An 18,967-nucleotide genomic window follows, 5' to 3' on the forward strand; every position below is an offset into this window, starting at 1 on the left:
GCGGTTGATCGTCCGACTTCTTGAACGTTGGGGATGGGGCAGGGAACGCTGTCCTTCAGCAAAGAAACCCAGACCCGTTTGAAACTTTTGACTGGAGGTCAGAAATGAACATCAAGAGCCTTCTTCTCGGCTCCGCTGCTGCTCTCGCAGCAGTATCCGGCGCTCAGGCAGCCGACGCAATCGTCGCCGCCGAGCCGGAGCCCATGGAATACGTTCGCGTCTGCGACGCTTTCGGCACGGGCTACTTCTACATCCCGGGCACCGAAACCTGCCTCAAGATCGGCGGCTACATCCGCGTTCAGGGCTCGTTCGGCCGTGACGAATCGACCAGCCGCTACAACAACGAAGACTTCTTCTTCGATGGCACCCGTGGTCAGTCCACGTCGGACTGGGACATGTTCTCCCGCGCTTACATCTCGTTCGACGCCAAGAGCGACACCGAGTACGGCACGCTCACCGGCTTCTTCGCTGCTGAGTTCAACGCCGACAACGACACTGATTCCGGCGACAGCGACTTCATCGACGTCGACGAAGCCTACATCCAGCTCGGCGGCTTCAAGGCCGGCTTCTTCTACAGCTGGTGGGATAAGGGCCTGAACGGTGAAACCGACACGCTCGGCAACTTCACCGAATTCAACTCGCTCGCCTACCTCTATGACGGCGGCACCTTCCAGGCCGGTATCTCGGTCGACGAACTCGAAGGCACCAACACCAAGGCTAACGGCGTCGGCGTTGCCGGTATCGTTTCGGCCACGCTCGGCGGCGTTTCCTTCGACCTGCTCGGCGGCTTCGACACCGAGATGGAAGAAGGCGCGATCCGCGGCTTGCTTTCGGCCGACCTCGGCCCGGGCGTCTTCCAGCTCGCTGGTATCTGGGCATCCGACCCGAACGCCTACTGGGCTCGTTCCGAGTGGACGGTTGCTGCTTCGTACCGTTGGAACGTCAACGACAAGCTGGCAATCACCCCCGGCGCTCAGTACTTCGGTAGCCTGCAGGACTCGCTCACCAGCTTCGGCAGCGACGATGCATGGCGCGTTGGTGGTACGGTTGACTACAAGATCACCGAAGGTCTCGCCACCCGTCTGTCGGTTCAGTACGAAGATCAGGACAATGGCGACGACGAAGTCTTCGGCTTCCTCCGCCTGCAGCGTGACTTCTAATCTGACCTGACCTCGGTCAGTTAGGGAAGCCCGGCTCTCGAGTCGGGCTTTCTTGTTTTTGGCGTTTCGCTGAGAGAGCGGCTTCCGCGCAGCGGTCAAGCGCGCGCGCTTACTGCTGCAGAAAGGCCGCTATGGCTTGTCTTGGGCCATCGAGATGTAGGAGCGGTGCGTGGCCCTGTCCGGCCGCTGTCACCGCCAGCAGGTTCGGATGCCGACGCTTCATCTCCTCCACCGTGGCCTCCGCCAGCAGCCTGGAACGCTCCCCACGAACGACCATCATCGGCAGGCTGGCGAAGGTGTCGAATTGTGGCCAAAGATCCGGCAGCGAGGTATCGGCCGTGAGCACCTGCAACTGTTCCGCGATCGCCGGATCGAAGTCGGCGACCGGGATGCCGCCTTCGTCGCGATAGATCGCCTTCGCCATCTCCAACCAATCGTGCTCGCGAAGAATCGGAAAATCTTTTCCGTGCACGGACTGCAAGTAACGAGGCGCGGCGGCCCAGTCTTTGGGCGTGGTCGCTCCGTTGAGGTAGTCCCGGATTCTCATCAGTCCCTCGATTTCGATGACGGGACCAATGTCGTTAAGAATGCAACCTGCGATCAAGGCGGGGGCCAGGCCGATGAGATTGTGCAGGATCAGGCCGCCGCGCGACGTGCCGATGAAAATCGCCTTCTCGATACCGAAATGGCCGCAAGCCGCGATGAGGTCCGATGTTTCCGTCGCGATAATGTAACGGCTCTTGTCGTCGTCACGCTCCGAGCCGCCGCGCCCACGAGAATCAAGAGAGAGGACGAAATGCCCGCCTCCGGCCGAAGAGGCAAGGAAGTCCGCCAGCTCGTGGAAGTCGCGACTGTTGCGTGTAAGGCCGGCGAGGCAGACGACCGGGGTCCGTCCATGCTGTCGATCGCCGTAGGATCTAGCATAAAGCTGCAAGCCGTCCTGTGCCCGAAAGAGATACTCGCGAAATTCGCTCCGATCCATGATTACTCCGTTTGCTCGAGAGGAGTGAAATCGTAGCTTCTGGATGCGCAACGGCAAGTGGGCGGATGCTTAGCCAGCACAGTGGTTTGTGCCAACAAAGCGGTTGTCAGGCCAAGATTGAAGTGTTCCAGCGAAGCCACCCCACTTCACGCTCTTGCGCGCGAAGAGCCGTGGACTGCCAGCGTGGGTGTCTTAGCTATAGGGCGAATAGCACTGGCGACGCGGGCCGCCATACGGCTGATAGGTGTTGTCCCAGGCGCGATATGACCGATAGCGGGCATAACACCAGCGGGTATGAGGGCTACCGCCCCCGTAATATCTCGGACCGGCATATCTCGGCTGGCTCAACAGACCGCCGACGATCGCACCCGTCGCCAAGCCGCCGATGAACGCACCGAAATCGTTGTCGTCATCATCGCGATAGTATCGGCGGTGGTATCGGTCACGGTAATAACTGCGGCGATAGTCACGATAGCTGCGCCCATCGTCCCGATAACCACGTCCACAGCGGGGCCAGCGGCACTTGCCGCTCTTCCCTTCCTCGCCACGCTCATAAGGAAACTGCACCCGTTGAATGTCGGTGGCTTGCGGCCTCACCGTCGGAATGACCGGAAATGCTTCCGCGGGTGGAACGCTGCTGATTGCCGTCGCCAGTGACAGAGCGACAATTGCTAACGTCTTCATAGGCTTCACCATTTCCTTCCCAAACAAACGGGCCTCTTCCGAAAGGAAATGGTTGGGACCGCGTTTTGTGCCATCTTCCGACGGCCAATCACGATCATTTGATCGCTGCCGTACGGAGCCCGCGAACTCAGGGCAATTGTCGCCCTGTTCTCAAGTCCGAGACGATGTCCGCGGGCTCTCCCAAGCGGGCCTTGTAGACCTGGTAGTTCTCCATCACTCGCTGGACATAGTTGCGCGTCTCCTGGAAGGGGATGCGTTCGATCCAGTCGACGACGTCATCGATCGGCTTGCCGCGTGGGTCGCCATAACGCTCGAGCCATTCCGGCACGCGGCCCGGGCCGGCATTGTAGGCGATGAACGTCAGTATGTAGGAACCGCCGAAGCTGTCGATCTGCTCGCCGAGATAGTGCGCCCCGAGAGTTGCGTTGTAGCCTGCATCGGTCGTCAGGCGGTCCTTGGAATAGGCAAGGCCGAAACGGCTTGCTACGCCTTTGGCAGTACCCGGCAGAAGTTGCAGCAAGCCGCGGGCATTGGCGGCGGAGACGGCGGCTGGGTTGAAGGCGCTTTCTTGCCGGGCAATCGCATAGGCAAGCGCCTTGCCGGCGCCGGTGATATCGGCGTTGGACGGGATGACGCCGATCGGAAAGGCAAGCGCGGCGACGTCAATGCCGCGGGCGAATGCGATTTTGCCAATTTGTAGCGACAGCTGGTGATTGCCCGTCTTTTCCGCCCGCGCCGCAAGCATCGCGAGCTCGCCGGGACTGGTCAATTCTTCCGCCAGCGACCGATAAAGGCTGTCCCCGCGCCAACCGTGGCCTGCGGCGTCGAGCCGGGCGATAGCACTGATGGCTTCGCGGTGTTCGAAACGTGTTCGATCTTCCGGCGTGGGGGAGGGGTAGCTTACGTAAAGCGTCGGGCGGCCGAGCCTGGCTGCGGCAAGTTGCCCATAGAACGTGCCCGGGTAGCGCGCCGCCTTGCCAAAATAATCGCTCGAATTGCCGGGGCCGCCCGCTTCGGCGGCGCGTCCCAGCCAGTACCAGGCACGCGAGGCCGAGATCGGCCGGCCCGACGCCTCCAGGATCTTCTGGAAATGTCCGGCCGCTGCGGCCGGATCCTCGAGGCCGCGAAGCGCATACCAGCCGGCATGAAACTCCGCGTCGACAATGTCGGTCGCTTCGGTTGCCGCGTGGTTGGCAGCGATACGGTACGCACCGCGGAAATCTCCTGCGTCGAGCAGCCCGCGGCTGACGATGCGCTGCTCGGTCCACCATTCGCCCGGGTCGACAAGGGCGTCGCTGTGCGTCGGCATTTGGGCGAGAAGCTTCGCCGCCTCCTGGTATTTCTCCTGCTTGCGCAGATGCTCGATGCGGACAAACAGGAAGGCGGAGTCGTCACGCCACGATGGGTCTACGGCCTCGATCAGCGATGCCGCATTGCCGGCGCCACGGATAACCGCGGCCCAAGCGCGGTATAACGATTGCGCTTTGCCGATGTCGCTGAAGCGTGCTGCCTGCTCGACACGGCTGCGATAGAGAAGCATCTCCATGCGGCGCTTGTGGTCGGCGGTCGTCAGCAGGCCGGAAAATTCCGAAAGAACCTTTCCTTCGATGTCCTTATCGAGCGCCTCCTTCACCCAGAAGGCGCGCAGATGCCTTGCGGCCGCTGTCTTTTGTCCTTGGGCGGCGAGCGCCCGGGCGAGTATGATGGCTCCGTCCGCCGTTTCGGGCTCGGTAGCGCCGAAGGCGGCAATCACATCTGATGCGGGCGGATTTTCGCGATAGAGCGCCCTTTCCGAATGCGCACGCAGCGATTTCAAGCCGGGCCAGCCTCGCAGCTCCCGTTGTGCCGCCGCGATTTCGTAGGATGGAACGCCCTTCTGCCCTGAAACGGCGATGGCCCAGGTGAGGATATGGCGCTCCAGCGTTCCGGTGGGCATGCCGTCGCGAACCGCGATTGCTTTGGCGGGCTGGCGATCGGAAAGCGCGTCGAGACCTGTTTTCAGATCTGCGTCGATTGGCGTGATGGCCGCGGGTATTGCGCTCGTGAAGTCCTTGGTCGCGACACGTCCCGCCTTTCCGGCCGAGCCAGGCTTGCTCGGCGGCACCGGCGCCCGCGCGTCGGTCGCCGCAACCGAGGCAGACAGCATCACGGCGCCGACCATGGCGGCGACGGGCAGAAGGAGTGGTCCGCGCATCAAGAGCCCCGTGTGTCCCCGTTCATTCTCCGCCGGATCGCCTGCCGAAAAGGTAGCGGCATTTGTCGATGGCCGCAAATCATGGGTGCGGTATTTGCACCGGGTCCTTTCCAGCATCGCTCCGAGCTGGCCGAACCGTGTCTCGCGCTATTGCTCGGGTGAAAACCGACATGAAATGCGTCTTCACGACGCTTGCCGCAACCACGTCACATGATTATGGTGCGGCAGTTTTCTAACCGTCGATTGCGGCCAAAGCGTGGGAGTTTCCTTCTCCTTGCGGCCGTCAGGAGTTGTGCATGTTCAAGGGTTCCATTCCCGCACTCGTAACACCGTTCACCGCCGCCGGCTCGGTGGACGCGGATAGTTTCGTCGCGCATGTGGAATGGCAGATAAAAGAGGGCAGCCACGGGCTGGTGCCGGTGGGCACAACCGGGGAATCGCCGACCTTGTCCCACGACGAACACAAGAAGGTCGTCGAACTCTGCGTCGAAGCAGCGGCCGGGCGCGTGCCCGTGATTGCCGGCGCCGGCTCCAATAACACGACCGAAGCGATCGAGCTTGCGCAGCACGCGGAGAAAGCAGGCGCCGACGCCCTTCTGGTCGTGACGCCCTACTACAACAAACCGACGCAGAAGGGTCTCTTTGCTCACTATGGGGCAATCGCCGAAAGCGTGAAGCTGCCGATCGTAGTCTACAATATTCCCGGCCGTTCGGTCGTTGACATGAGTGTCGAGACGATGGCCGCGCTGGCAAAGGCCTATCCGACGATCATCGGCGTCAAAGATGCGACCGGCAAGATCGAGCGTGTCTCCGAGCAGCGCATGGCCTGCGGCAAGGAGTTCGTGCAACTCTCCGGGGAGGATGCGACGGCCCTCGGTTTCAACGCGCATGGTGGTGTTGGCTGCATTTCGGTAACCGCCAACGTTGCGCCGCGTCTTTGCGCGGAGTTTCAGGAGGCGACACTGGCCGGCGAATTCGCCAAAGCGCTCGAGTACCAGGACAAACTGATGCCGCTCCACAAGGCCATTTTCATGGAACCTGGCCTCTGCGGCGCAAAATACGCACTCCATCGCCTGGGGCGGATGAGCCGTGCCGTCCGTTCGCCGCTCTTGGCGACGCTTGAGCCGGGTACCGAAGCCGCGATCGACGCCGCGCTTCGGCATGCGGGATTGATGAACTGATGGCTCCCAAAGGCAGCCAGCGCACGGTCAAGAAAGTCGTGGCGGAGAACCGCAAGGCCCGCTTCAACTACGAGATCATTGATACTTACGAAGCCGGTCTTGTGCTGACCGGCACGGAGGTCAAGTCGCTGCGCGAAGGAAAGGCCAATATCTCGGAATCCTACGCCACCGACGAAGGCGGCGAGATCTGGCTGATCAACTCCTATCTGCCGGAATATTTGCAGGCCAACCGCTTCAACCACGAAACGCGCCGGCGTCGCAAATTGCTGCTGTCCAAGCGGGAAGTGAACCGGCTGCAGGGCGCCGTCAACCGTGAAGGCATGTCGCTGATCCCGTTGCGGATTTATTTCAACGACCGCGGGCGGGCGAAGCTGGAGCTTGCGCTCGGCAAGGGCAAGAAGCTGCACGACAAGCGCGAGACCTCCAAGGAACGCGATTGGAATCGGCAGAAGAATCGCCTGCTCAAGGAGCGTGGCTGAGTCACTTTCCTCGTTACTGGGGGCCGCCCCTCATCCGGTCTGCCGGCCACCTTTCTTCCCGCAAGCGGGGCGAATGACCAGCGTGGTGCCGGCGGACCCGCTCGCCAGCTTGCGGGCAGAGCGGCCATCCTCACTTTGTTCGCGGATTTAACTGGAGCCGATTTTAAAGTTCGACGTCGTCGGCGACTGGCTCGACCGCACGCGGCGTGCGTTCCGAGGGTTCCCGGCCGATTTCGCTTCTAAGCGTAACGAGGTCGATGAAGTGATCCGCCTGGCGTCGTAGATCGTCGGCGATCATCGGCGGCTGGGTCGACATGGTCGAGACCACCGAGACCTTGCGGCCCTTGCGCTGCAGCGCTTCCACGAGCGTGGTGAAGTCGCCGTCGCCCGAGAAGATGACGAGATGATCGACTGTCTCGGATTGCTCCATGGCGTCGATCGCCAGCTCGATATCCATGTTGCCCTTGATCTTGCGTCGTCCGAGCGAGTCGGTGAATTCCTTGGCCGGCTTGGTGATGACCTTGTAGCCATTGTAGTCCAGCCAGTCGATCAACGGACGGATCGACGAATATTCCTGGTCTTCGATAAGCGCGGTGTAATAGTAGGCCCTCAGCAGGTATCCGCGTTTTTGGAATGCTTTCAGCAGCTTGCGATAGTCGATGTCGAAACCGAGACTTTTCGATGCGGCGTAGAGATTGGCGCCGTCTATGAAAAGTGCGATTTTCTCGCGGGGATCGAACATCGTAATTTCCTTTTCCATGCCCGGCGCATTTTCGACCTCCCGGGGGGAAGGGTGCGCAGAAAATAGGTGGATTACATTAATAATTGCTGATATTGCAAATAATGTAGGTTATACCACGCATTAATCCAAGCAGCGCACGGCGCATATAGCTAGTTTTAGCAGTTGCTGCAGTTCGTCCACACTTCAATTTCCGATTGCTGCTGCACTTTCGACCATTGGATTGTGCAATGCAATCACCATTGTGGCTCATACTTGCGGCGCGTAAGACGCTATATTCTACCATGTGTCACTGGTCGATGTGAGCACCGAATGCAGGAAAAACTTGAACTTGTGCTGTTTTGATTGTATCCGGGCGGCTAATTCCAGAAATCGGAGCCGATGAGCCTGTCAAGTGACGGCTGTTCCGGTCTCGTGTCGTTTAATCCGTGCAGCGGCAACCCGCCGCGCCTTGAGTTGCAAAGGACAGGCTATGGCCCGCGTCACCGTCGAAGACTGCATTGACAAAGTCGACAACCGTTTCGAACTTGTTTTGCTCGCCAGCCACCGCGCACGCCTGATTTCGCAGGGTGCTGCCATCACCGTTGATCGCGACAACGATAAAAACCCTGTCGTGGCGTTGCGCGAGATCGCCGATGAGACCCTTTCGCCCGGCGATCTGAAGGAAGACCTCATCCACTCGCTGCAGAAGCATGTCGAGGTGGACGAGCCCGAGCCCGATCCGGCTTCGCTGACCCAGCCGGAAGCGGCCGCCGCTTTCGCGGACGCGGCGGAAGAGGAAGATCAGCCGGAAGCGCTGACCTTCGACCGCATGTCCGAAGAGGAACTGCTTGCGGGCATCGAAGGTCTTGTGCCCCCGGAAAAGAGCGACGACTACTAAGATCCGTTCCGGAACGCTTGTTCCAACGTGTTTTCAAAGCAGTGCGCCACTCCTATGATTGGCGCACTTTTTTATTTGCCTTTTCCCACGGAGCCGCCAGCGGATGATGCGCCAATACGAGCTCGTTGAGCGCGTGCAGAAATACAAGCCCGACGTCAATGAGGCCCTGCTGAACAAGGCCTATGTCTATGCCATGCAGAAGCACGGCCAGCAGAAACGGGCAAGCGGCGATCCCTACATCTCCCATCCCCTCGAAGTGGCGGCCATCCTTACGGAAATGCATCTGGACGAGTCCACGATCGCTGTTGCCCTGCTGCACGATACGATCGAGGACACGACCGCGACGCGGCAGGAGATCGACGATCTCTTCGGTGAGGACATCGGGGCGCTGGTCGAGGGCCTGACGAAGATCAAGAAGCTCGATCTCGTCACCAAGAAGGCGAAGCAGGCGGAAAACCTTCGCAAGCTTTTGCTTGCCATCTCGGACGACGTCCGCGTTCTGCTCGTCAAGCTTGCCGACCGACTGCACAACATGCGTACGCTTGACCATATGTCGCCGGAGAAGCGCGCACGCATTTCCGAAGAGACAATGGACATCTACGCGCCGCTCGCCGGACGCATGGGCATGCAGGACATGCGCGAGGAGCTCGAGAACCTCGCTTTCCGCCACATCAACCCGGAGGCCTACGAAACGGTAACCCGGCGGCTGCAGGAGCTGTCCGAGCGCAACGAGGGCCTCATCAAGAAGATCGAGGAGGAACTGAGCGAACTGCTGCAGGGCGAGGGCCTGAAGGAGGCGCTGGTCAAGGGACGCCAGAAGAAGCCCTATTCGGTCTTCCGCAAGATGCAGTCGAAATCGCTTTCTTTTGAGCAATTGTCGGATGTCTGGGGCTTCCGCATCATCGTCGATGATATCCCGTCGTGCTATCGGGCGCTCGGCATTGTGCACACACGCTGGCGCGTCGTCCCGGGTCGCTTCAAGGACTATATTTCGACGCCGAAGCAGAACGACTACCAGTCGCTGCACACAACGATTATCGGCCCGTCACGCCAGCGCATCGAGCTGCAGATTCGCACGAAACGCATGCACGACATCGCAGAATACGGCATTGCAGCGCACGCGCTCTACAAGGATCGCGACGCCGTGGCGACGGATGCGCCGCGATCACCGACGTCGAACGCTTATTCCTGGCTTCGCCGCACCATCGAAGCGTTGGCTGAAGGCGACAATCCCGAGGAGTTTCTGGAGCATACGAAACTCGAACTGTTCCAGGATCAGGTGTTCTGTTTCACCCCTAAGGGGCAGTTGATCGCACTGCCGCGCGGCGCCACGCCGATCGACTTCGCCTACGCCGTGCATACGAATATCGGCGACACCTGCGTCGGCGCCAAGATCAATGGCCGCATCATGCCGCTGGTCACGCGCCTCAACAACGGTGACGAGGTCGAGATCATCCGCTCCGGCATTCAGGTGCCGCCTCCCGCCTGGGAGGAAATCGTGGTCACCGGCAAGGCGCGCGCTGCGATCCGTCGCGCGACGCGAGCGGCCGTCCGCAAGCAATATGCCGGCCTCGGCTACCGCATTCTGGAGCGAACCTTTGAACGCGCAAGCAAGAATTTTTCGCGGGAGGCGCTGAAGCCGGCCTTGCACAGGCTCGGGCAGAAAGAGGTCGAGGACGCGATCGCCGCGGTCGGACGGGGCGAGCTGTCCTCGCTCGACGTCCTGCGTGCGGTTTTCCCTGATCATCAGGACGAGCGTGTCACGGTCAAGCCGAGCGCCGATGACGGCTGGTTCAATATGCGCAGCGCCGCAGGAATGGTCTTCAAGCTTCCCGGCCGCACGAAAGAGACGGTCGCAGCGCAACAGGCCGAAGGACCGGAAGCATTGCCAATCCGCGGCCTTTCCGGCAATGCCGAGGTGCACTTCAGTCCGGCCGGCGCCGTTCCGGGCGATCGCATCGTCGGCATCATGGACAGCGACAAGGGGATTACCATCTATCCGATCCAGTCACCGATCCTGCAAAAGTTCGATGACGAACCGGAGCGCTGGATCGATGTGCGGTGGGATCTCGACGAGGCGAACAACAGCCGCTTCATAGCCAGGATCGCGGTCAGTGCGCTGAACGAACCCGGCACCCTGGCGGAGATCGCCCAGGCGATCGCGACGACCGATGTCAACATCCGTTCGCTCTCCATGGGGCGTGTTGCCGCGGATTTCAGTGAACTGCAATTCGACCTGGAAGTTTGGGATCTGCGGCAGTTGAACCATCTGATCACCCAGCTCAAAGAGTTGCCAAGCATTTCCATGGTCAAGCGGCTGTTCGAATAACAAGGTCGGGAAGCTGCTATTGCATGTTTCCTTAAATCGTAGCCGATTCAAGGATAAAACATGCAGCAATTCAAAGCGCTACAGCATCCTCTGCGCGTCTGATTAAGACGCGCGGTGGTGCAGGAGACGTCCGTCACCCATCGCCATTTTTCAGCGGCAATGGGCGGCGGTTCGTGTCATTGAGTCGCGCCCTGATCAGGTCACCTCGATGCCGCATTGAGAACGACATGTTTTCTATGCATCTGCCCACGGAATGGGCGGATAGGGGGTGAAAACTCGCTTGCCATGCATCGCCTGCATGGCTGCCGCCTCATCCTGGCGCTGGTGGAGCATGGGTCGCCAAACTATCTTTTGCTCGGGAGGTAAACGAAGAGGTTTGCCATGTTCAAGCAATTGAAGAAACTCACCCGTGCTCTGCACATCCCAACCGTTCAAGAGCGTGAGGCCGCATATCTGAACGGTTCCGTCGATCGTATCGACCTGGAATACCGCCAGCGTCAGATCGATCGTGGCCTGTTCCGCAACAGCTTCTGATTTGCTGCACTGCCTCAGGACGTGCTGCGCGACAAGCTGTGCGTCAGTCGAATAGCTTTGTTGCAGGTTTCTGCGGCGCCGTGCGTGACTTGCCTGTGACGGACATGACGCTTATCTTGCGGCCCACAACGGGGCGGAGGCGCTTTAGTCGCACCCGCGGGCCGCTTCGAGACGCGATCATCACGGCATAATGTTATTCAGGCGCAGAAAACCGGTTACGATTTCCGAAAGGCTTCGCGCGCTGTTGTGGCCGCGCAAGGGCCTCTCGCGCGGGCTGCGCTACGTTGCCCTGCGCATTCTGCGCCTGTCGTCGTCTCCGCACTCGATCGCGGTAGGGGTTGCGGCCGGCGCCGCATCGTCGTTTACGCCGTTCTTCGGCCTTCACATCGTTCTTGCCGTCGCCCTCGCGTCAATTTTCTCCGGCAATCTGATTGCGGCCGCCATCACGACGGCGCTTGCCAATCCGGTCACCATTCCCGTCATCCTGACGGCATCTTACGAGATCGGCACGGTGCTGACAGGGCCGCAGGGTGGCACCGCTGCCAGCGGCGCTGAGATCGGCGATATGGTCGAACGCCTGGAGTTCACGGAGCTTTGGGGGCCGGTATTCAAGCCGATGCTCATCGGGTCACTTCCACTCGCCATTGTCGGCGCGCTTGTCTTCTACCCGCTCGCTTACCAGGCAGCCCGCCTTTTCCAACGGCGCCGCCGGCGCGCGCGTTCCCAACAGGTCGAGCAATCATCATGATCATAGGCATCGGCAGCGATCTCATCGATATTCGCCGCATAGAGAACTCGCTCGAGCGCTTCGGCGAGCGCTTCGTCAACCGGTGCTTCACGGACATCGAGATCGCAAAATCGGACGGCCGCAAGAACCGCGCAGCGTCCTATGCCAAGCGCTTCGCCGCCAAGGAGGCCTGTTCGAAAGCATTGGGCACCGGCTTGGCTCAAGGGGTTTTCTGGAAAGACATGGGCGTCGTCAACATGCCCGGCGGAAAGCCGACAATGCAACTGACCGGCGGCGCGGCCGCGCGGCTCCAGAAAATATTACCCGCCGGTCATCGTGCTGCCATCCACCTGACGATCACGGACGACTTCCCGCTCGCACAAGCCTTCGTGATTATCGAGGCGCTGCCCGTTGCCCCGGTGGAGGGAACGGTTTAGAGCATTCTGCTGGAAAGACGGACCGGCGGTCGCTTGAACCGCGCGGTTCCGGCAACATATAGGATCGAGTTGCGTGGCGACGCGCAGCACGGAGCCTGAAGCGCAAATATCGGGCATCCGATGCAGGATGACAAAGGAAGACAGCAGCGTGGCAGAAAAGACAGAAACGAAGCAGAGCGGCCTCTGGGAGAATGTCAAGGTCATCATCCAGGCGTTGCTTTTGGCGGTCGTCATCCGAACAGTCTTCTTCCAGCCCTTTACGATCCCGTCGGGTTCGATGATGCCGACTCTGCTTGTCGGCGACTACATTTTCGTGAACAAGTTCGCCTACGGCTATTCGAAGTACTCGCTGCCGTTCTCGCCTGATCTTTTTAGCGGGCGAATTTTCGCAAGCGACCCAGAACGCGGCGATATCGTGGTCTTCCGCTTTCCGCCGAATCCCGACATCGACTACATCAAGCGTCTCGTCGGTCTGCCGGGTGACCGGATCCAGGTGAGGAACAGCATTCTCTACGTCAACGACAAGCCTGTGGACCGCGTTCCGGCCGGCGCATTCCGCGCCGACGACCAGTACGACACCGGCGGCGATGTGCCGGTCTACCGCGAGACGATGGACAACGGCGTTTCCTACGACACGCTCGACCAGTTTCCGGATTCGCGCGGCGACAACACGCGTGAGTTCATCGTCCCCGAAGGCCACTATTTCATGATGGGCGACAACCGCGACAATTCCGCCGACAGCCGCTTCGACGTCGGCTTCGTACCGGCGGAGAACCTGGTGGGCCGGGCCAGCCTGATCTTCTTCTCGCTCGGCAACGACACGTCGTTCCGCGAGGTCTGGAAGTGGCCGGCAAATCTGCGTTACGACCGCTTGTTCAAGGTCGTCGAATGATGAAGGGGAGATCGCTGAGCGCGGAGGATCGGGCAAGACTCGAGGCCGTGATCGGTTATCAGTTCTCCGAGAAGGAACGCCTGGACCGGGCGCTGACGCATTCCAGTGCCCGCAGCGCCAAGGGCAGCAACTACCAGCGTCTCGAATTTCTGGGGGATCGGGTCCTCGGCCTGTGCGTCGCCGAACTTCTGTTCCAGACCTTTCGCGACGCGAACGAGGGCGAGCTTTCCGTCCGACTGAACCAACTGGTCAGCGCCGAAAGCTGCGCGAAAGTCGCCGACGATCTGTCGCTGCACGAGTTCATCCGTACCGGTTCGGACGTGAAGAAGATCACCGGCAAGCACATGATGAATGTGCGCGCCGATGTGGTAGAGTCGCTGATCGCGGCAATCTACCTCGATGGCGGTCTGGAGGCGGCGCGCCGCTTCGTGCTGCTCCACTGGACGGCTCGGGCGGCCAGTGCAGACGGGGCCCGTCGCGATGCGAAGACCGAATTGCAGGAATGGGCGCACGCCAAATTCGGCGTTGCACCGAAATACAGGACGGATGATCGCTCCGGCCCAGATCACGACCCGCGCTTCACGGTGACGGTCGAGGTCGCGGGTTTGCAACCGGAGACGGGAACCGATCGCTCCAAGCGCGGCGCCGAACAGGTTGCCGCGACACGATTGCTGGAGCGTGAAGGCGTTTGGCAGCAGAAATCTGCCGGAATTTGACGGAAGCTATGACAAATATGGAACATGATACGGCCGCCGCCGGCGCGCCGACCCGCTCGGGTTTCGTGGCGCTGATCGGCGCCACCAATGCCGGTAAATCGACGCTCGTCAATCGCCTCGTCGGTGCGAAGGTATCGATCGTCAGTCACAAGGTGCAGACGACACGCGCCATCGTGCGCGGCATCGCGATCCACGACAACGCGCAGATTGTCTTCATGGATACGCCAGGCATCTTCAAGCCGCGGCGCAGACTCGACCGCGCCATGGTCACCACCGCCTGGGGCGGCGCCAAGGATGCCGATCTGATCATGCTCCTGGTCGACAGTGAACGCGGGCTGAAGGGAGACGCGGAAGCGATTCTCGAGGGGCTGAAGGAGGTTCCTCAGCCGAAGATCCTGGTGCTCAACAAGATCGATCAGGTTCGTCCGGAGGATTTGTTGAAGCTTGCGGCTGCGGCAAACGAGATGGTCAAATTCGAGCGCACTTTCATGATCTCAGCGCTTTCCGGCTCCGGCTGCGACGACGTCATGGACTATCTTGCGAAGGCGCTGCCGGAGGGTCCCTGGTACTATCCGGAGGACCAGATCTCGGATCTTCCGATGCGCCAGCTTGCTGCCGAGATCACCCGCGAGAAACTGTTCCTGCGCCTGCATCAGGAACTCCCCTATGCCTCCCACGTCGAGACGGAGAAATGGGAGGAGCGCAAGGACGGGTCCGTGCGCATCGAGCAGGTGATCTATGTTGAGCGCGAAAGCCAGAAGAAGATCGCGCTCGGCAAGGGCGGGGAGGCGATCAAGGCGATCTCGACCGCCGCGCGCAAGGAAATCTCGGAGATCCTCGAGCAACCCGTGCACCTCTTTCTGTTCGTAAAAGTGCGCGAGAACTGGGGCGACGATCCGGAGCGCTTCCGCGAAATGGGGCTCGAATTCCCACGATGACTGCCGATTACAGCGCCGCGCGTCTTATCAGCCGCGGAAAGGACGCTGTAACATTTTGAATTGCTGCATGTTTTATCCTTAAATCGGCTACGATCTAAGGGAACAAGCGGTAGGCGCCTATTCGCGGTTGGCTTGGTGGTTTGTTGCCGCCATCCGTTTCCCGAGGAGCGGGGCGATCGTCTCTGCCCGGTTGGTCCAGACATAGCCCGCGAAGTTCTTCGGAACGAGCGTCAAGTCTTCGGCACTGTCGATGCCGGAGGTAAAATCGCCGCCGCCATGGCGTCCGAGAAGGATAACCTCGCTTCCGACATCTCTCATGCGCGCGGCAAAACGGCCGGGCCAGCCCCAAAGGAACGGCGCGTAGTTGGCGGGCACGACGACAAGTGTATCGCGGCAGGCGTCCGGCACGATACCGGTCCAGCCAAACGCGGCATAGCGGCCAAGACAGGCAAGCGTGGACTGCTTGTCATAGCCCCGCAAGCCAGGAACCAGCCGCAGGGTTTCCTGCGTCGGCGCGCTGCCGCCGAAGACGCCGAATACGGATTTCCGCCATTCGGGATGCGCGCGCAACAGGACCGCCAGTGTCGCGCCCTCCGCCCGTCGCTCGCTCTTGAAATTGATGAGGAAACGGCCGTGCGGCAGGGCGGTGAATACTTCCGTCAACGTCGGCATTTGGCCTTGCGCGTGGCCGCGGAAGGGAAAGGTCTTGCCGCCGTCGGCCGTGTAGCCGTAGCCGATGTCGAGCGTCTTCAGTTTCGACATGGGGGTTTCTTCGGTTACGCCCGTCCCGTCCGTGCGGCAGTCAAGCGTCCAGTCGTGAAACACGGCAAATTCGCGATCCGGGGTGAGGTGAACATCGAGTTCCACGACCTCTGCGCCGCTGTCCATCGCCGCTTGCATGGAAGCGATCGTGTTTTCGAGATAGGCGTGGCGTGGCGGCTCGATCCGTTTGGCCGTGCACGTATCGTTTTCCACTCCGTCCGGTTCGAACACCTGATGAACGCCGCGATGCGCAAGGATCTTTACCGTGCCAGACGGCGGCGTTGTCAGCATGGATGTATTGAGGAACCAGAGGGCGGTAGCAATGGCAAACACCGCAACGATGAGCTTCTTCATCGTGACTTCTCCTCTGGCGCCCGCTTCACCCGGCAACGTGGCCTGAGGATGATGCGAACGCAGGCGCACGGATTGCGAACGATCTGTCACCTCCGCGCGCAATTGACCGGAAATCAACCCTGTGGAACCTAAGCCATCGGTGCCGGTTTAGGCAACGCCCCTACAGCGCCGCGCGTCTATCCGACGCGCAAAGGACGCTGTAGCACTTTGAATTGCTGCATGTTTTCATCCTTAAATCGGCTACGATTTAAGGAAACATGCAGCAGGAGGACTCTAATGCCGCAGCTCGTCAATGGAAAATGGGTCAAGGGTGACGTCGCCGCCAGTGAGATGAAGGACGGTGCCTTCCATCGTGAACCGACTCGGTTCCACAGCTGGGTCACGTCCGACGGGCGGTCCGGTCCCGATGGGCAACCGGCATTGGCGGCGGAAAAAGGGCGCTACCGGCTCTTTGTCTCTTATCTGTGCCCCTGGGCTTCACGCACGATCGCCATGCGCAACCTCAAGGGCCTTGAAGCCATTGTCGGTTTGACGGTCGCCGAACCCGTTCTGGGTGAAGATGGTTGGACCTACGATCAGCCTGTCGACGCCGGTGGGCATGTCGGGGAGATTCGATACCATCATCAGCTCTACACGGCGAGCGATGCGCATTACACCGGCAAGGTGTCTGTGCCGGTGCTGTGGGACATGAAAGAGGGCCGTATCGTCAACAACGAATCGGCCGACATTATTCGCATCCTCAATTCGGCATTCGACGATCTGACCGGTAATCGTCTGGATTTCTATCCCGCCGCCCTGCGTACGGAGATCGATCGTTGGAACGACCCGATCTATGCCCGCGTCAACAATGGCGTCTACCGCGCCGGTTTCGCCAAGACGCAGGCAGCCTATGACGAGGCGGTCTTCGGCCTGTTCGACATGCTCGACCAACTGGAGCGGCATCTCGCTCAGAATCGATATCTTGCCGGCGCGTATCTCACGGAGGCGGATATTCGCTTTTTCGTCACCTTGATCCGTTTCGATGCCGCCTATCACGGCGTCTTCAAGTGCAACATCCGCCGGATCGAGGATTACCCGTCGCTTTCGAACTATTTGCGCGAAATCTATCAGTGGCCGGGTATCCGCGAGTCTGTGCGCATAGACCAAATCAAGCGAGGCTACTACGGCATCCGCCATGTCAATCCGACCGGAATTGTTCCGGCGGGACCTGTGCTTGATTTCGACCGGCCGCACGACCGCAACCGCCTTCGCGGCCTCGGCGTATTCACGCGTTAGCGAATGGGGAACGTTTGTCCGCCCCTTGATCAGCCCGAACAAGGCGTCATCTTCGAATTTACTAAGGAAGCAAATCTTTGAGGGGCCACAAAGAGCCCCATTGATAAACCGTGGAACGCCGCTAAGTTAATGGAAGTTCTGATGGATAGGAGCCCGGTGGGCCAGCCTGACGAAATTCCCGGTGCACGGCGACCTTCCGGCGTCCCTGCCTGACGGAAGCCGTGGGGCTGTTGCCAAGTCGGTTCTCGCTTCTCAGGATGCGTCCGGCACCGTTTCTTAAGCGCATGCCTGCGCGCATATCCTCCGAAAGCTGATCGAACCTTCCGAGCGTCTCCTGTGCGGAAGAACGATGTGTCCGTGTAGGTCTGATGCTGAGGTAGGATATGAATGCGGGATTGTTGAACATGCTCCGCCGTCTTGTCCAAAAGGGCAAACTGACGGTTATTTTCTCATCGGGCGAAGAGGTGGTCCTCGGGGATGGCACCGGCAAGCCCGCCACCATACGGATCGCCGATGCTGAGGCTGAAAAAGCCATCCTGAGCGACCCCGGCCTCAAGTTCGGTGAAATGTATATGGACGGTCGCGTCCTCGTCGAGGAAGGTGATATTTTCGACGTGCTGTCCATTGCCAAGAGCAACGACCTCGAAAACGCCGCGACCTTCCGAAATACGATCGTGGCGCTGCTGCATGTGTTGCGTCAGCAACTCAAGAGCCGGCTCCCCGGCAACCGCAATCGCCACAATGTTGCCCACCACTATGATCTCGACGGGAAGCTCTTCAACCTCTTCCTCGATGAGGACTGGCAATATTCCTGCGCCTATTTCCATCCGCCGGGAATTTCGCTCGATGAGGCCCAGCGCGCCAAGAAGCGGCACATCGCGGCGAAGCTCTTGCTCGAGCCCGGCCAGAAGGTGCTCGAAGTCGGTTCGGGCTGGGGCGGCATGGCGATGTATCTCGCCGAATCGTCCGGCGTCGAAGTCACCGGCATCACGCTGAGCGAGGAGCAACTGAAGGTTTCGCGCGAGCGCGCGGCGCGACGGGGGCTGGCCGACCGCGTGCGCTTCGAGCTGCAGGACTACCGGACAATGGAGGGGAGGCAGTTCGACCGCATCGTCTCCGTCGGCATGTTCGAGCACGTAGGCATCGGCAACTACGGCAACTTTTTCCGCAAGATGAAAGAGTTGCTGACACCCGAAGGGGTGATGCTGCTTCACTCGATCGGCCAGATCTACAAGCCCTGGGCCACCAATCCCTGGATCGAGAAATACATCTTCCCCGGCGGTTATATCCCGGCTCTCTCTGAGGTGCTGCCGCCGGTCGAGAGTACGCGATTGCTGGTCAAGGATATCGAGATCCTGCCGATGCACTACGCCTGGACATTGAGAGCCTGGCGTGAGCGCTTCGTGGCGAAACGGGAGGAAGCGGTCAGGCTCTATGACGAACGCTTCTTCCGGATGTGGGAGTTCTATCTCGCAGCCTCGGAAACCGCCTTTCTCCACGACAAGCACTTCGTCTTCCAGCTGCAGCTTTCGCCATCGCTGGGATCGGTGCCGGTCTCGCGGGACTATATCGCTCAAAAGGAGCGCGAACTGCTCGAATTCGAGAGAACCCGCCGGCGATTGGAACTGGTTGCCGTGTAGAGCCGGCATAGGATCCGTGCCGCATTCCGCGGCCCTTGCCTTCTCTCCGCATACGGGCAGAAGG

18 protein-coding genes are annotated in these 18,967 nt (G+C 60.3%); 13 read left to right on the top strand and 5 right to left on the bottom strand.

Annotation, left to right across the window (positions count from 1 at the left end):
• Nucleotides 1–104: 104 nt before the first annotated feature.
• On the top strand, nt 105–1,160 hold the full coding sequence (locus RB548_RS04475; RefSeq protein ID WP_331373835.1) for a porin: 1,056 nt from the start codon (nt 105–107) through the stop codon (nt 1,158–1,160).
• 109 nt (nt 1,161–1,269) lie between these two features.
• Here the strand turns inward: RB548_RS04475 and RB548_RS04480 are convergent, their stop codons facing one another.
• The 3 genes from RB548_RS04480 to RB548_RS04490 form a co-directional block, all read right to left on the bottom strand.
• Nucleotides 1,270–2,142 carry an alpha/beta fold hydrolase gene (locus RB548_RS04480; RefSeq protein ID WP_331373836.1) on the bottom strand — a complete coding sequence of 291 codons (873 nt, stop codon included), beginning with the start codon at nt 2,140–2,142 and terminating at the stop codon, nt 1,270–1,272.
• A 192-nt stretch (nt 2,143–2,334) separates the two neighbouring features.
• Nucleotides 2,335–2,826 carry a BA14K family protein gene (locus tag RB548_RS04485; RefSeq protein ID WP_331373837.1) on the bottom strand — a complete coding sequence of 164 codons (492 nt, stop codon included), beginning with the start codon at nt 2,824–2,826 and terminating at the stop codon, nt 2,335–2,337.
• A gap of 127 nt (nt 2,827–2,953) precedes the next feature.
• Complete coding sequence (locus tag RB548_RS04490) at nt 2,954–5,020, bottom strand: transglycosylase SLT domain-containing protein (protein ID WP_331373838.1); 2,067 nt, start codon at nt 5,018–5,020, stop codon at nt 2,954–2,956.
• Between the two features lie 296 nt (nt 5,021–5,316).
• On the opposite strand from RB548_RS04490, the gene dapA reads away from it, so the two are divergent.
• Both dapA and smpB read left to right on the top strand, forming a co-directional pair.
• On the top strand, nt 5,317–6,201 hold the full coding sequence (dapA, locus tag RB548_RS04495) for a 4-hydroxy-tetrahydrodipicolinate synthase (RefSeq protein ID WP_331373839.1): 885 nt from the start codon (nt 5,317–5,319) through the stop codon (nt 6,199–6,201).
• On the top strand, nt 6,201–6,680 hold the full coding sequence (gene smpB, locus RB548_RS04500; protein WP_331373840.1) for an SsrA-binding protein SmpB: 480 nt from the start codon (nt 6,201–6,203) through the stop codon (nt 6,678–6,680). Before dapA ends, smpB begins: the two co-directional genes overlap by 1 nt.
• A 163-nt stretch (nt 6,681–6,843) precedes the next feature.
• Here smpB and RB548_RS04505 read toward each other — a convergent pair whose 3' ends face one another.
• Nucleotides 6,844–7,422: a LabA-like NYN domain-containing protein gene (locus tag RB548_RS04505; RefSeq protein WP_180940553.1), complete on the bottom strand. Its 579-nt coding sequence runs from the start codon at nt 7,420–7,422 to the stop codon at nt 6,844–6,846.
• 469 nt (nt 7,423–7,891) lie between these two features.
• Here RB548_RS04505 and rpoZ point away from each other — a divergent pair, with 469 nt between their 5' ends.
• From rpoZ to era, 8 genes are all read left to right on the top strand, one after another.
• A complete protein-coding gene (rpoZ, locus tag RB548_RS04510; protein ID WP_136504099.1) occupies nt 7,892–8,299 on the top strand; it encodes a DNA-directed RNA polymerase subunit omega in 408 nt (135 codons plus the stop codon).
• A 103-nt stretch (nt 8,300–8,402) separates the two neighbouring features.
• On the top strand, nt 8,403–10,628 hold the full coding sequence (locus RB548_RS04515) for a RelA/SpoT family protein (RefSeq protein ID WP_331373841.1): 2,226 nt from the start codon (nt 8,403–8,405) through the stop codon (nt 10,626–10,628).
• Nucleotides 10,629–11,009: 381 nt separating this feature from the next.
• Nucleotides 11,010–11,162, top strand: coding sequence for a DUF3563 family protein (locus RB548_RS04520; RefSeq protein ID WP_136504102.1), 153 nt, complete (start codon nt 11,010–11,012; stop codon nt 11,160–11,162).
• 190 nt (nt 11,163–11,352) lie between these two features.
• Nucleotides 11,353–11,910, top strand: a complete 558-nt coding sequence (locus RB548_RS04525; RefSeq protein ID WP_331373842.1) for a DUF2062 domain-containing protein — start codon at nt 11,353–11,355, stop codon at nt 11,908–11,910.
• Complete coding sequence (gene acpS, locus RB548_RS04530) at nt 11,907–12,326, top strand: holo-ACP synthase (protein WP_331373843.1); 420 nt, start codon at nt 11,907–11,909, stop codon at nt 12,324–12,326. The genes RB548_RS04525 and acpS overlap by 4 nt, the downstream gene beginning before the upstream one ends.
• Nucleotides 12,327–12,474: 148 nt before the next feature.
• Complete coding sequence (gene lepB, locus RB548_RS04535) at nt 12,475–13,218, top strand: signal peptidase I (RefSeq protein WP_331373844.1); 744 nt, start codon at nt 12,475–12,477, stop codon at nt 13,216–13,218.
• Nucleotides 13,218–13,934, top strand: a complete 717-nt coding sequence (rnc, locus tag RB548_RS04540; RefSeq protein ID WP_331374881.1) for a ribonuclease III — start codon at nt 13,218–13,220, stop codon at nt 13,932–13,934. The genes lepB and rnc overlap by 1 nt, the downstream gene beginning before the upstream one ends.
• Before the next feature lie 8 nt (nt 13,935–13,942).
• A complete protein-coding gene (gene era / locus RB548_RS04545; RefSeq protein ID WP_331373845.1) occupies nt 13,943–14,872 on the top strand; it encodes a GTPase Era in 930 nt (309 codons plus the stop codon).
• 117 nt (nt 14,873–14,989) lie between these two features.
• Here era and RB548_RS04550 read toward each other — a convergent pair whose 3' ends face one another.
• A complete protein-coding gene (locus tag RB548_RS04550) occupies nt 14,990–15,988 on the bottom strand; it encodes a glycerophosphodiester phosphodiesterase family protein (protein ID WP_331373846.1) in 999 nt (332 codons plus the stop codon).
• Between the two features lie 276 nt (nt 15,989–16,264).
• Between RB548_RS04550 and RB548_RS04555 the strand changes: the two genes are divergently transcribed.
• Both RB548_RS04555 and RB548_RS04560 read left to right on the top strand, forming a co-directional pair.
• The gene (locus RB548_RS04555) at nt 16,265–17,263 is read left to right on the top strand and encodes a glutathione S-transferase family protein (protein WP_331373847.1); all 999 of its coding nucleotides are present in this window, start codon (nt 16,265–16,267) and stop codon (nt 17,261–17,263) included.
• Nucleotides 17,264–17,646: 383 nt separating this feature from the next.
• Nucleotides 17,647–18,903, top strand: coding sequence for a cyclopropane-fatty-acyl-phospholipid synthase family protein (locus RB548_RS04560; RefSeq protein ID WP_331373848.1), 1,257 nt, complete (start codon nt 17,647–17,649; stop codon nt 18,901–18,903).
• The last annotated feature ends 64 nt before the right edge of the window (nt 18,904–18,967 follow it).

It is taken from the genome of Sinorhizobium chiapasense (genome assembly GCF_036488675.1).
Taxonomy (GTDB): domain Bacteria; phylum Pseudomonadota; class Alphaproteobacteria; order Rhizobiales; family Rhizobiaceae; genus Sinorhizobium; species Sinorhizobium chiapasense.